This is a genomic window from Halomonas saccharevitans, assembly GCF_900116405.1.
GTDB classification, from domain to species: Bacteria; Pseudomonadota; Gammaproteobacteria; order Pseudomonadales; family Halomonadaceae; genus Halomonas; species Halomonas saccharevitans.
On the sequence record NZ_FPAQ01000002.1, the window covers coordinates 102,700 to 115,014 of the forward strand.

11 protein-coding genes, 1 pseudogene and 1 riboswitch are annotated in these 12,315 nt (G+C 71.2%); of the genes and pseudogenes, 2 read left to right on the forward strand and 10 right to left on the reverse strand.

Annotated elements, in window-relative coordinates; genetic code table 11:
* Positions 1 to 86: 86 nt before the first annotated feature.
* Positions 87 to 1,671: pseudogene (locus BM388_RS18195) on the forward strand (metal ABC transporter solute-binding protein, Zn/Mn family).
* 83 nt (positions 1,672 to 1,754) lie between these two features.
* Here BM388_RS18195 and thiE read toward each other — a convergent pair.
* The 4 genes from thiE to dauA all read right to left on the reverse strand — a co-directional run bounded on the left by thiE (position 1,755) and on the right by dauA (position 5,492).
* Entirely contained in the window at positions 1,755 to 2,369 is a 615-nt protein-coding gene (gene thiE / locus BM388_RS01640) for a thiamine phosphate synthase (protein WP_089846514.1), read from the reverse strand.
* Positions 2,359 to 3,165, reverse strand: coding sequence for a hydroxyethylthiazole kinase (gene thiM / locus BM388_RS01645; protein ID WP_089846516.1), 807 nt, complete (start codon positions 3,163 to 3,165; stop codon positions 2,359 to 2,361). Before thiM ends, thiE begins: the two co-directional genes overlap by 11 nt.
* A gap of 37 nt (positions 3,166 to 3,202) precedes the next feature.
* Positions 3,203 to 3,303: riboswitch (TPP riboswitch) on the reverse strand.
* A 41-nt stretch (positions 3,304 to 3,344) separates the two neighbouring features.
* Complete coding sequence (locus BM388_RS01650; protein WP_089846518.1) at positions 3,345 to 3,611, reverse strand: hypothetical protein; 267 nt, start codon at positions 3,609 to 3,611, stop codon at positions 3,345 to 3,347.
* A 138-nt stretch (positions 3,612 to 3,749) separates the two neighbouring features.
* Positions 3,750 to 5,492 carry a C4-dicarboxylic acid transporter DauA gene (gene dauA, locus BM388_RS01655; RefSeq protein ID WP_089846521.1) on the reverse strand — a complete coding sequence of 581 codons (1,743 nt, stop codon included), beginning with the start codon at positions 5,490 to 5,492 and terminating at the stop codon, positions 3,750 to 3,752.
* A 145-nt stretch (positions 5,493 to 5,637) separates the two neighbouring features.
* On the opposite strand from dauA, the gene BM388_RS01660 reads away from it, so the two are divergent.
* Complete coding sequence (locus BM388_RS01660) at positions 5,638 to 5,832, forward strand: CopG family transcriptional regulator (protein WP_089846522.1); 195 nt, start codon at positions 5,638 to 5,640, stop codon at positions 5,830 to 5,832.
* A gap of 72 nt (positions 5,833 to 5,904) precedes the next feature.
* Here the strand turns inward: BM388_RS01660 and BM388_RS01665 are convergent, their stop codons facing one another.
* From BM388_RS01665 to BM388_RS01690, 6 genes are read right to left on the reverse strand one after another with little or no spacing between them, the layout of a single operon-like run.
* Positions 5,905 to 7,293 carry an ATP-binding protein gene (locus BM388_RS01665; RefSeq protein ID WP_089846524.1) on the reverse strand — a complete coding sequence of 463 codons (1,389 nt, stop codon included), beginning with the start codon at positions 7,291 to 7,293 and terminating at the stop codon, positions 5,905 to 5,907.
* The gene (locus BM388_RS01670; protein WP_089846526.1) at positions 7,290 to 7,958 is read right to left on the reverse strand and encodes a response regulator; all 669 of its coding nucleotides are present in this window, start codon (positions 7,956 to 7,958) and stop codon (positions 7,290 to 7,292) included. The genes BM388_RS01665 and BM388_RS01670 overlap by 4 nt, the downstream gene beginning before the upstream one ends.
* Positions 7,959 to 7,976: 18 nt before the next feature.
* The gene (locus tag BM388_RS01675) at positions 7,977 to 8,669 is read right to left on the reverse strand and encodes a tetratricopeptide repeat protein (RefSeq protein ID WP_217641029.1); all 693 of its coding nucleotides are present in this window, start codon (positions 8,667 to 8,669) and stop codon (positions 7,977 to 7,979) included.
* Entirely contained in the window at positions 8,666 to 9,508 is an 843-nt protein-coding gene (locus tag BM388_RS01680; protein WP_089846528.1) for an SDR family oxidoreductase, read from the reverse strand. Before BM388_RS01680 ends, BM388_RS01675 begins: the two co-directional genes overlap by 4 nt.
* Positions 9,495 to 11,687 (reverse strand): AMP-binding protein, encoded by a 2,193-nt coding sequence (locus BM388_RS18200; RefSeq protein ID WP_089846530.1) that lies wholly within the window; start codon positions 11,685 to 11,687, stop codon positions 9,495 to 9,497. Before BM388_RS18200 ends, BM388_RS01680 begins: the two co-directional genes overlap by 14 nt.
* Entirely contained in the window at positions 11,671 to 12,285 is a 615-nt protein-coding gene (locus BM388_RS01690; protein WP_245781431.1) for a thermostable hemolysin, read from the reverse strand. Before BM388_RS01690 ends, BM388_RS18200 begins: the two co-directional genes overlap by 17 nt.
* Positions 12,286 to 12,315 lie beyond the last annotated feature (30 nt).

Sequence of the window (12,315 nt, forward strand, 5' to 3'; positions counted from 1 at the left end):
ACACGACCGTTAATGTTATAACATAACATTTCGTGCCACAATCGCTCGTTCACTGCCTGCACGTGTCCTGGATACGGAGAGGAATGATGAGGAACAAGCTGCTACGTCCGCTTTGCCTGCCCTGGCTGCTAGCACCCGCCGTCGCGGTTGCCGAAGTGCCCGCTGTGGCCGTGGACATCCCGCCTGTGCACTCGCTGGTCGACCGGGTGATGGGAAAGTTGGGCTCGCCCGACCTGGTGATCCAGCCGGGCGCCTCCCCGCACGGCTACTCCATGCGGCCCTCGGAAGCCGAGGCGTTGGCCAATGCAGACATCGTCTTCTGGGTCAGCGACGATCTGACGCCGTGGCTGGTTCGGGCGCAAGACTCGTTGGCCGACGAGGCGCTAAAAGTGGAGCTGATGCAGACGCCGGGCACTCGCCGCCTTGCGTACCGTCAAGGCGCCACGTTCGAGGCGCACGACCATGGCCACGACGACCACGGGCACGACGACCATGGGCACGACGATAAGGCGCATGACGATCAGGCTCACGACCAGGGTCACGGTCATGCCCACGACGGCGTGGACCCCCATGGCTGGCTCGATCCGGTGAATGCCCAGGCCTGGCTCGAGGCCATCGCCGGGTCGCTGGCCGATCTCGACCCCGGCAACGCCGACACCTATCGTCGGAATGCGGCCGAGGGGCAGGCCGAGCTGGAGGCCCTGATCGACGAACTGGACGACCACCTCGCGGATGACCGTGGAACGCGTTTCATCGTCTTCCACGATGCCTATCAGTACTTCGAGAACCGCTTCGACGTGCCGGCGGCCGGGGCAATCTCCCTGGGCGATGCCTCCGACCCGAGCCCGGCACGCGTCCGCGAGATCCAGGAACGCGTCGCCGAGCTCGGTGTGCAATGCGTGTTCCGCGAGCCGCAATACAACCCGGCGCTGGTCGAGAGCGTGTTCGAGGGCACCGAGGTCGAGACCTCGATCGTCATCGATCCCCTGGGTGTCGACCTGCCGCTCGGGGCCGGCCTCTATTCACAGCTGCTGCGTGGGCTGGCCGAGGGCGTGACGCGCTGCGCCGCCAACGAGGTATCGCCCAGCGACCACAGTCATGATCACGACCACGACCATGCGCACGACCATGATGAGGACGTCTACGCCGGGTATTTCGAGGACAGCCAGATCGAGGACCGGTCACTGTCAGACTGGGCAGGCGACTGGCAGTCGCTCTACCCCTACCTGCAGGATGGCACCCTCGATGAGGTGCAGGCCCACAAGGCAGAGCGGAGCGCCGAGAAAACGGCCGAAGAGATCAAGCAGTACTACGACAGGGGCTATCGGACCGACGTCGATCGCCTCGTGATCGACGGGAATTCCGTCACCTTCCACAAGAATGGCCAGGCGAGGTCCGGCGACTACGTGTACGACGGCTACGAGGTTCTGACCTACGCAGCCGGCAATCGAGGCGTGAGATACGTCTTCGAGCTCGAAGCCGGCGACGATGCGCTACCGCGCTATATCCAGTTCAGCGACCACGCCATCTTCCCGCCCGATGCCGGTCACTTCCACCTCTACTGGGGGGGACGATCGGGCGGCGCTGCTGGACGAGGTCACGCACTGGCCGACCTACTACCCCTCGCACCTGGACGGTGACGGCATCGTGCGGGACATGCTGGCGCACTGATCCACCTGCCCCTCGTCACGACGACGCCCCTCCCCGAGAGGGGCGTCATGCTGAAGGGGCACATCATCATATGGGGTGCGTCGTCAGCGCCGCGGGAAGGCGCGGGCGGCCGCCTCGGGGTCCGGGGTGCCGCAGATGGCGGAGATCACCGCCAGGCCACCGGCGCCCGCCTGGCGCACCGCCTCGGCATGCTCGACCTTGAGCCCGCCGATGGCCACGCTCGGCAGCGGGCTCGCCGCGACCAGGGCGGCCAGGCCCTCGAAGCCCAGCGGGGTGGCGTGGTCGTGCTTGCTGGGGGTGGCGAACACCGGGCCGAGGCCCAGGTAGTCCAGGGCGCTCGTGTCGAGGCGGGCGAGCTGCTCGTGGGTCTGCACCGAGAGCCCTAGGATCGCCTGGGGGCCGAGTGCGGCCCGGGCCCGGGCCACGTCGCCGTCGTCCTGGCCGATGTGCAGCCCGTCGGCACCCGAGGCGAGCGCCACCTCCAGCCGGTCGTTGATGATCAGCGCCACGCCGGTGCCCTCGAGCGCCGCCTTGAGGCGGCGGGCCTGGTCGATCATCTCGGCATCAGTGGCGTGCTTGTCCCGCAGCTGCACCAGGGTCACGCCGCCCCGGACCGCGGCGACCACGGTCTCCTCCAGGCCATGATCGGCGCAGAGTCCGCCGTCGGTGACGAGATAGAGCGAGAGATCAGGGTGCATCGGCAACCTCCAGTTGGGCCCGCTCGGTGAGGGCCTCGGTATCCAGGTGATAGAGGGCATCGAGGAAGGCGACCGCGAAGCTGCCGGGGCCGCGTGCCACCTCGCCGGCGAGCTCGCCGGCCACGGCGTAGCCGGCCAGCGCCGCCGTCGTCGCCTCGAAGGAGTCGTCGGCGCCGGCCAGGAAGGCCGCCACCACGCCGGTCAGCGCGCAGCCCAGGGTGGTGACTCGGGGCATCAGCGGGTGGCCGCCGTGCACCCGGGCGAGTCGCCGGCCGTCGGTGACCAGGTCCACCTCGCCGGTGACGGCCACCACGCCGCCGGTGTGCGCGGCCAGGCGACGGGCGGCCGCGAGGGCCGCCTCGGCGGGGTCGGTGCTGTCCACGCCGCGTCCGCCGCCGGCGCCGCCCGCCAGGGCGATGATCTCCGAGGCGTTGCCGCGGATCACGGTCGGCGAGAGCGCCAGCAGTCGCGCGCCGGTCTCGCGGCGATAGCGCGTGGCGCCCACCGCCACCGGATCCAGCACCCAGGGGCGCCCCGTCTCTCCGGCCGCCAGCGCGGCGGCCTCCATGGCCTCGACCCAGTGGGGCGAGAGGGTGCCGATGTTGATCGTCAGGGCGCCGGCCAGAGCGGTGAACTCGGCGGCCTCCTCGCGGGCGTGGACCATGGCCGGCGAGGCGCCGATCGCCAGCAGCACGTTGGCCATGCTGTTCATGGCGACATGGTTGGTGATGTTGTGGACCAGCGGGCGGATCTCGCGCACCCGGGCCAGGTGCGCGGCGGGATCGATGTGGTGCATGGGGCCTCCCCGGCGGGGGAGGTGCAGGTCGACGGGAGGCCGGCGCTGCACGACTCCCTACGCCGGCATTGTCCGGGTCAGGTTCCAAGGGTGCATCTCAGCTGCGGCCTGCTCGCCGCGGCGCCCCCGTCGTCAGGCCCCACTATCCTTGTCGTCCGCGCGACTGTAAAGGCCGCGCATCAGGCCAGCAGCTGAATGCCGGCCAGGGTGATCAGGCTGGCCAGGGTCAGGCTGTAGAGGGCCTCCATGACCTCATGCTGCCGGCTCATGCCCGGCGTCATCAGCACCAGGCCCGACGCCCCCAGGGCGACCACTTCGAGGGGCACGGCTACCGGCTGCCAGCCGATCAGCGGCGCGCCGAGGATCAGCAGCAGCAGGCCCGCGACGATCAGTTGGCCGGCCTGTCGCGGGCTCACCGGGATGGCATTCTGGGTGATCGTTTGCATGGTCGTGTCTCCTGGGGGGTGGCCGGGCCGAACATCGGCCCCAGCCCCCCTGACGCTACGGGGGGCGTCTTAACGACCGCTTAAGAAGAGATGACCAATGCGTTTCAGGGGCGTCGACGTGACAGGGGCGTTCGCGCGTCAGGCGGCTCGGTCGAGCCAGCGCTGGGCCAACCTTCGGGCGTGCTGCAGCTCCCTGCACCAGCTCAGCCGCCCGGCCGCGCGGCGGATGCCCGCACGGCGCAGCTTGACGAGGATCCGTGTCGGCAGGCCGACCAGCACCAGGGCGACCCCCTCACGGTGCATCGTGTCGATCAGCGCCTTTAGCGCGACGATGGCGGTGCCATCCATGCTCGGCACGTCGTGCATGTCGAGAATGACGACCCGCACCTGCGGATCCACCCGGTGCAGCGAGGTGAGCGCCTTCTCGGCGGCGCCGAAGAACAGCGGACCGTTGATGTCGTAGAGGGCGATCTCGTCGGGTAGTACGCCGATGCTGGCATGGGGCTCGCCGTCGACGCGCTGGGTCTCGGTCAGCAGCGCCATGCGCCGAATGAACAGCGCGGCGGCGAGCCCCATGCCCACGGCCACCGCCAGCACCATGTCGAAGAGCACGGTCAGGGTGAAGCAGGTCACGAGAATGGCCACGTCTCCCGGCGGGGCCGAGCGCAGGGTGTGCAGAACGTGTCGGGCCTCGCTCATGTTCCAGGCGACGATGAACAGCAGCGCCGCCAGGGCGGCCATCGGCACCCGTCCCAGCAGGTCCGCCAGGGCCACTACCGCCAGCAGCACCGCCAGGGCGTGGACCACCGCCGCGATCGGCGAGCGGGCGCCGCTTCTGATGCTGGTGGCGGTGCGGGCGATGGCCGCCGTGGCGGTGATGCCGCCGAACAGTGGCGCTACGAGGTTGCCGAGCCCCTGGCCGATCAGCTCGGCGTTGGGGTCGTGCCGGGTCCGGGTCAGACCATCCGAGACCACCGCGCACAGCAGCGACTCGATCGCCCCCAGCAGGGCGATGGCGAAGGCAGGGCCCAGCAGGGCGCGAATCAGCGCGAAATCCACCGCCAGCGGCTCGCCATCCGCACCGGGCAGCCGCCAGGGCGCGATGAAGCTCGGTGCGATGGGAGGAATGCCGCTGCCCGTCTCGCCCTGGGCCTCCCAGGTGAAGCGTGAGGCGATGGTCTCCACCTCCGCGCCCGACCCGGCCAGCCAGTGGTTGATGGCGAAGGCGGCCAGGGCACCGGCGACCAGGCCCACCAGCGGCGCGGGCAGCGGCAGCCCCAGGCGCGGCCAGAGCAGCATGACCCCTAGGGCGAAGAGGCCGACCCCCAGCTCGATAGGCTCCACGGTCGGCAACGAGATCGCGATCTGCCCGAGGTTGTCGATGAAATGCTCGCCCAGCTGGCCGACCTCGAGGCCCAGGAAGTCGGGCAGCTGAAGCACCGCGATCACCACCGCGATCCCCGCCGTGAAGCCGAGTACCACCGGGTAGGGAACGTACTGGATCAGGCGCCCCATGCCGGTGATGCCGAGGACGACCAGGATCATGCCGGCCATCATCGAGGCGATCAGCAGGCCGCCCAGTCCGTACTGCTGGACGATGGGGAAGAGGATGACCACGAAGGCCGCCGTCGGGCCCGAGACATTGAAGCGTGAGCCGCCGGTCAGCGCGATGAGCACGCCGGCGACGATCGCCGTGTAGAGCCCGTGCTGGGGAGGAACGCCGGTCGCGATCGCCAGCGCCATGGATAGCGGCACGGCCACGGTGCCGACGGTCAGTCCGGCCAGGATGTCGCGGCGCAGGTCGTCCAGGCCGTAGCCGTCTCGCCAGGCCGCGCGCAGGCCGGTAGCGATGCCGGGAAGGGACGGTCGGTGGCGTGCCATGCTGAGGATCCTCCTTGAAGGTCGAGCCGGTCAGGCATGTTAACGACATTAACATGTCATTATCATTGTCGACAAAGGCGCCAACGCCGTTGCCCCGCAAGGCGGCGAGCATTAACATTTGATGGTAATGTTCTGGAGGATTGTCATGGAAAAGAAGACGGCACGCCTGACCCTGCTGATCGACCCGCACAAGAAGCGCGCCTTCGAGCAGCTGTGTGCGGCCCAGGACCTGACGCCTTCCCAGGTGGTGAGGCAGTTGATCCGCGACTATCTGAGCGATCATGACGTGGCCTACGAGACGCGTCCCGACCTGGCCGGGGGCGCGTCCGAGAAGACCTGAGGCCCCGACCAGCGGCACCTCGATCGACCGTCGTCGTGGGCTCGGCGCTGCCAGCGACCCAGGGCGGCGGCGTTACGTCCCGCCTTGCGTTCTCGGCAGCGTGGCCGTGACGCTCAGGCCCCCGCCCGGGGCGTCGCCGAGCCGCAGCCGGCCGTGGTGGCGCTGCAGCAGGCGGTCGACGATGGAGAGCCCCAGGCCGGCCCCGGCGCCCGGGCCGCCACGGTGGAAGCGTTCCAGCACCTGATGGCGTTCGTTTGCCGGGATGCCGGGTCCCTGATCCTCCACGTCGATCGTCACGGCGTCATGCTCGGCGGTGAGCACGATGCGGATCAGGGCCCCCGTCGGCGAGTGCTGCAGGGCGTTGCCGACCAGGTTCTGCAGCAGTGTATCGATGGCGCCGGGCTCCACCTCTAGCCGCCAGTCCGCCGCCTCGTCGGCCTCCAGCTGCAGCTCCTGGCGACCCTCCACGGCGAGCGGCATCAGCTTGGCCAGCGCCTCGCGCACCTCGGGCAGCAGCGCGATCTCGCGCCCCTGGCCATTGCCCTCCTGCTCGGGCTCGAGGCGGGCCAGGGTGAGCAGCTGCGAGACCATCCGCGTGGCGCGGGCCACGCCGCCGCGCAGCTTGTCCAGCGCCTCGCGACGATCCTCGGGATCGTCGGCGGCCAGGGCGTTCTGGGCGTGCAGGTCGAGCACGGCCAGCGGCGTGCGCAGTTCATGGGCGGCGTCGGCGATGAAGCGCTGCTCCCGGGCGCGCAGGGTGCGGATCCGCTCGAGCAGCCGGTTGAGGGCGCCGGCGATGGTCTCCAGTTCACGGGGCAGCCGGTGCATGATCAACGGCTGCAGGTTCTGGGGGTCGCGGCTGCGGATCTGCTCGGCCAGCTGCGACAGCGGCCGCAGGCCCCAGCCGATGGCCCACCACAGCAGCAGGCCCAGTACCGGCAGCCCCAGCAGGTCCGGCATCAGGGTGCGCAGGGCGATGGCGGTGACCAGCTCGCCGCGCACGTCCTCGCGCTCCGCCACCAGCACCCGCCGCGGGCTGCCCGGGGCGTCCAGGGCGAAGACCCGCCACTCGTAGTCATCGAGGCGCGCGCTGCCGAAGCCGTTGCGCAGCGTCGTGAGCGGGGCCTCGGGGGCCTCGGCAGAGCGCAGCAGCAGGGTCTCGCCACCCCAGGCCTGGAAGATCAGCTTGCTCTCGTAGGGGTGGCGCACCACTGGGCCCAGTGTATCGTCACCGCGCTGCAGCGCCGTGCCGATGCTGGCCAGCAGTTCACGCCGCTGATCCTCGGGGAGCGGAGCGCCCACCAGCCCTTCCAGCAGCCGCGCGTTCTGGGCGAGCCTGGCATCGAAGAGCTCCTCCACCTCGTGGGCGGCGTCGCGATAGCTGGTCAGCCCGATCACCAGCATGCTCAGGCCGAACACCAGCAGCACCACGCCCAGGGTGCGGCGGCGAATCGAGGTCATGAGGGGGGCTTGTCCATCACGTAGCCGATGCCGCGCACGGTGCGGATCAGCTCGGGGAAGAGCTTGCGGCGCAGGTGGTGCACGTGGACCTCGATGGCGTTGCTCTCCACCTCCTCGTCCCAGCCATAGACCAGGCGGGTCAGGGTGTCGCGGGTGAAGACCCGGCCCGGATGGCTGAGGAACTCCTGCAGCAGGGCGAATTCGCGCCGCGACAGCGGCACGGGCGTCTCCCGGCAGCTGACGCTGTGGGTGGCGGGGTCGAGGCGGATGCCGCGCGCCTCGAGCACGCTGCTGGCCTGTCCCTGGCTGCGGCGAAGCAGGGCCCTCAGGCGCGCCTTGAGCTCGTCGACCTGGAAGGGCTTGATCAGGTAGTCGTCGGCGCCGGCGTCCAGGCCGGCGATGCGATCATCGATGCCGTCCCGGGCGGTCAGCACCAGCACCGGCACGCGGTTGCCGCGCCGGCGCACCGCCTCGAGCACCTGCATGCCGTCGAGCCCGGGCAGCCCCAGGTCGAGGATCACCGCATCGAAGGGTTCGTCGCCCTTCAGCGCCGCCAGCGCCTGTCGGCCATCGGCCAGCAGGTCCACGGCGTAGTGTTCGGGCTTGAGCGCCAGGCGAATGCCCGCCGCCAGGCTGGGGTCGTCCTCGACCAGCAGTATGCGCATGTCCTGTCCTTGCGATGATCATGTTCCGAGCGTTTCCAGCAGGGCGCGGACTTCCTCGCGGCGGCCGGCATCGGCCCGCTCGCGTCCCGGTCGCGGCGGTGCCTGAAGGGCTTTCTCAAGCGCCTGGCGGGCCTCGGTGTCGCGTCCCTGCTCATGCAGATAGTCGCCCCAGAAGTAGAGGCTGTCGAGCCCGTCGGGGTCGATGGACAGGGCCCGCTTCAGGTAGTGCTCGGCCTTGTCGTCGTCGCCGAAGGCGAGCGGCCAGCCCGGCACCTGGTAGTAGAGGGCGCCGAGGCTGGTATAGGCCGAGCCGTCCAGCGCCAGCGGGTCGATCGCCAGGGCCTGCTCCAGGTCGCGCCTGGCGTCCTTCACCAGCGACAGCGCGCCGAGGCCGCCGCTGGCGCCGGCCTGGGTCGAGCGCACGATGCCGGCCCAGATCTGCAGCCCGGCGGCCTCGGGGTGGGCGGCCACCCGCCGGTCCGCCTCGGCGGCCAGGGCCTCGAGGGCCGTCGCCTGCTCGTCCTTGGGCAGGGTGTAGTGGATCTCGGCCCAGCGCTGCTGCAGGTGCTCGATCCCCTCGGCCACGCTCTCGTCAGCGGAGGTGGGCGCGTCAGCGGAGGTGGGCGTCGCGGCCAGCAGGGGCGCCGTCGGCAGACCGACGAGCAGGACCAGCAGGGTGGCCCGCAGGGCGGGCGTCACTCGGGGCATCATGGCGTGTCTCCTCGGGGCTTGGTGATGAAGCGGCGAATGGTGGGCAGCTGGCGGCGCAGGGCCCGGTCGACCACGCCCGGCAGCATCGCGTTGAGCCGGGCGAAGAGTCGCTCGGGGCCGCCCAGCTGGGTCTCCTCCCGCCCGGCCTCGATGGCGCGGCGGACCAGGCCGGCGACCCGCTGCGGGGCATCCATGGCGTTGCCCAGGGCCTGGTTCATCGCCTCGATCTCCGGGGCATTCATGCCGGTCCGGGTGGCCCGGGGGGCCACGTGCAGCACATGGACCCGGGTGTCGGCGAGCTCCCGGCGCAGGGCCTGGGTGAAGCCGCGCAGGGCGAACTTGGTGGCGCAGTAGCCGGCCTGACCGGGATAGCCGATGGTGCCGAAGGTCGACCCCAGATTGATCACCCAGCCGTGCTCCGCGGCGAGCAGCCGGGGCAGCAGTGCGCGGGTCAGCTGCAGGGTGCTGGTGAGGTTGAGGGTGATCAGGGCCTCTATCTCGTCGTCGCTCGAGGATTCGAACAGCCCCACCCGGTTCACCCCGGCGGCGTTGATCAGCATGGTGCAGCCCGCCTCAAGGGCCTGCTCGACCAGTCGCCGGCGCTCCTCGGCGCGGGTCAGGTCGGCGGCCATGACCGTCACCCGGCCCGGATGGCGCGCCGCCAGGGCGTCCAGGGTCTGCTGGCGGCGACCGGTGATCAGCAGGCGCGCCCCGGAGCCTGCCAGCTCGTCGACCAGCGCCTGGCCGATGCCGCCGCTCGCCCCGGTGATCAGCACCGACTGGGCGGCCCATCCGCCCTCGGGGAGCTGCCTGGACCAGGGCTTTCTAGACCAGGGCATCGGCCAGCTCCTGGGTCGCGTCGTCGCCGGCGCAGCGGGCGGTGACGCCGCGGAACATGGCGCCATAGAGCCGATAGACCATCCTGGCGGTGTCGATCACCGCCGCCAGATCCTCGTCGTCGAGCCGGTTCACCAGGCCCTCGAAGAAGGCCAGGTGGCCGATATCCAGGCTGCCGTGGGAGGTCAGGTAGCGCACCGCGTCGTCCGGCAGGCCGAGGCTCGCCTGGAGCCCCTCGGCGGCCCGGGTGGCGATCGCCGTGCTGGTGCCCTCGAGCACCTGCACCATGCCGAAGAAGCCCACCGGGTTGCCGTGCTCGATGACGTCGCGCACGTGGGACACCATCAGCGTCGTGGCCGGGTCGGGCGCGGCGGCGGCCGCCGCCTCCGGGTCGCCGCCGGCCGCGCGAATGTCGTCGAGGATCCACTGTTCATGGCCGTGCTCCTCCTCGATGTACTCCACCAGGGCGCTGCGCAGCCAGCCGAGGCGCTCGGGCAGGCGCGCCCCGCAGGCCATCATCAGCGGCACCGTGAAGCGCACGTGATGGTAGGCCTGGCCGAGAAAGGCCAGGTACTCCTCGCGGCTTACCTCACCGCTCTCCTCGCCACCCAGGGCGCGGGTCAGCAGCGGGGTGGCCAGCAGCCAGTCGCGTTCGGCGCGGGTGGCGTCCTGCAGGTGCTGGTAGGGGGTCATGGCGTGTCTCCTTCTGGGAACGGGGGTGTCGGCCGGGCCGGCATCGGGGTGCGGCTGGCGAGAGGCGAGCAGCCAGTCGCGGTAGGTGTCGTGGAGGGTGTCGCGGCGCAGGCGGCCGTTGGCCGTCAGCTGGTGATTGGCGGGGGTGAAGGGCCGGCAGCGGCGCCATTCGCCGACCCGGGCATAGTCGGGAAGGTCGGCGTTGGCGCAGGCGATCGCTGATGCCAGGGCGTGGTCGTCGCACTCGGGGCCGGCGGGCACGATCAGCGCCCGGTTGCGCGACAGGGCCTCGCCGAACACCAGCGCCTGGGCGATGGCCGGCCTCGCGCAGAGCTCGCCCTCCACCCACTGGGGATCGACGTTGCGGCCGTAGGCGGTGATGAAGACGTCGCGGCGGCGTCCGTCGAGCACCAGGTGTTCGCCCTGCCAGTGGCCGAGATCGCCGCTTGGGTGCCAGCCGTCCAGGGGCGGCTCGCCGAGATAGCCCAGCATGGTGGTGCCCCGGACCTGCACCTCGCCGTCGGCCGCGAGGCGCACTTGTGCATGGGGCAGGGGGCGACCCACGCCGAGGGCGGGCTCGCCGGGCCGGTTGAGGCAGACCACCGAGGCGCACTCCGAGAGGCCGTAGCCCTCGACGACCGGCCAGCCGCCGTCTCGGGCCCGATCGAGCAGCGAGGCGGCGACCCGGGCCCCGCCCACGGCGACGGCGCGCAGCCCGGCGGGGGCCTGCGGTGAATGCTCGACCAGCGCCTGCAGCAGCTGGGGGACCAGGATCAGGCTATGCGGGCGAAAGGCCTCGAGAGCCGCCAGGGCCCGGCGGGGATCGAAGCCGCTGCTGCCGGTCCAGCCCAGGTCGGCGGCCCCGGGCAGGCCGGCGGTGGCGCCCAGCAGCAGCGGTACGTAGAGGCCGCCGATGTTCTCCAGCAGGGTAGCCAGGGGCAGCATGGCCAGGTGGCGGTGAATATGCAGCGGCGCCACCGCCTCGGCGAGGCTCTCGGCGACGCGCAGTGGGGCCTCGCGGTCGAGGCACACGCCCTTGGGGTGGCCGCTGGTGCCGGAGGTGAAGGTGATCATGCCGGTGCCGGCATGCAGTGCGGGCGGTGAGGCCACCCGCCGGCGGGTGATCGCCGGGTCGGGGCTTTCCGCGAAGCCGAGCGACGCGCCGCCGGGGCCGATCCAGGCGTCCAGGCCGGCCTTTACCACCAGGTGGCAACGCTGGGTCTCGCTGAAGAAGGCGGGGATCGGCACGTCGACGCGGCCATCGGCCAGCAGGGCGAGGTGCCATAGCGCCCAGTCGAGGCCGTTGTCCAGCGCCAAGCCGACTCGCTGGGCGTCGAGCGCCGTCAGGCGGGCTCGGCGCGCCGCGATCTCTCCCGGCAGTGCGCCGTAGGCGATGCGCCGCCGACCGTCGTCCAGCGCCGGGGTGTCGGGCGTGGCCTCGGCGTGGTGGGCCAGGCGCGCCAGCAGGGCCTCAGTGCCGCGGGACATGGTCGACCTCCACGGGGCGCGCCGGGCCCAGCAGGCCGTGCGCGGTGAGCACCCGGTGGGCCAGGCGCAGGTCGCCGGCCATCACCCGGGGCTGATGCTCGTAGTAGCGGCCCCAGCCGGCCTGCTCGTCGCCCAGCCGCGTCGGGTCGGCGAGTTGCAGCGGATGCAGCTCGATGCCCAGGCGCCGGATGCCGTTGGCCACCGTCGGCGTCGCGGTGAACAGCACCCACTCGAGGCCGTCGTCGACCAGCTGATCGATCAGCGGCACGAAGATGCGCCGCTGCAGGCCGCGGCGCTGACTCGCCAGGTTGCCGATCTCGGCGATCGCCTCGCGGTCTAGGGGCCGGCCGAGGTGGTGGGAGAGGAAGGCTTCGACGGGCTCGTCGAAGTAGTGCTCCTGAAAGAGCGACCCTTCGCTTGCCCGACCCGCCCCGACCGCCGCCAGGGGCGTATCGCCTTCCCAGAGCCCGAAGAGGCGCGGCAGGAAATGGCGGATGCGGGCGCCGTGGTCGAGGGTGAAGCAGCGGCGCACCAGCCGCTCCAGGCGGCGGCGCTCATACCAGTGGCGGCCCTCCCGCCACACGAGCGGGGAGGCCACCACAGTCGGAGCGTTCGGGGTGACAGGGGC

Coding starts and splice junctions, on each gene's coding strand:
- thiE (WP_089846514.1), bottom strand. CDS start 2,369: ATGCACCCTGATCTCTCGCTCTATCTCGTCACCGACGGCGGACTCTGC.
- BM388_RS01660 (WP_089846522.1), top strand. CDS start 5,638: ATGGAAAAGAAGACGGCACGCCTGACCCTGCTGATCGACCCGCACAAG.
- dauA (WP_089846521.1), bottom strand. CDS start 5,492: ATGGCACGCCACCGACCGTCCCTTCCCGGCATCGCTACCGGCCTGCGC.
- BM388_RS01650 (WP_089846518.1), bottom strand. CDS start 3,611: ATGCAAACGATCACCCAGAATGCCATCCCGGTGAGCCCGCGACAGGCC.
- BM388_RS01670 (WP_089846526.1), bottom strand. CDS start 7,958: ATGCGCATACTGCTGGTCGAGGACGACCCCAGCCTGGCGGCGGGCATT.
- BM388_RS01665 (WP_089846524.1), bottom strand. CDS start 7,293: ATGACCTCGATTCGCCGCCGCACCCTGGGCGTGGTGCTGCTGGTGTTC.
- thiM (WP_089846516.1), bottom strand. CDS start 3,165: ATGCACCACATCGATCCCGCCGCGCACCTGGCCCGGGTGCGCGAGATC.
- BM388_RS01675 (WP_217641029.1), bottom strand. CDS start 8,669: ATGATGCCCCGAGTGACGCCCGCCCTGCGGGCCACCCTGCTGGTCCTG.
- BM388_RS18200 (WP_089846530.1), bottom strand. CDS start 11,687: ATGTCCCGCGGCACTGAGGCCCTGCTGGCGCGCCTGGCCCACCACGCC.
- BM388_RS01680 (WP_089846528.1), bottom strand. CDS start 9,508: ATGCCCTGGTCTAGAAAGCCCTGGTCCAGGCAGCTCCCCGAGGGCGGA.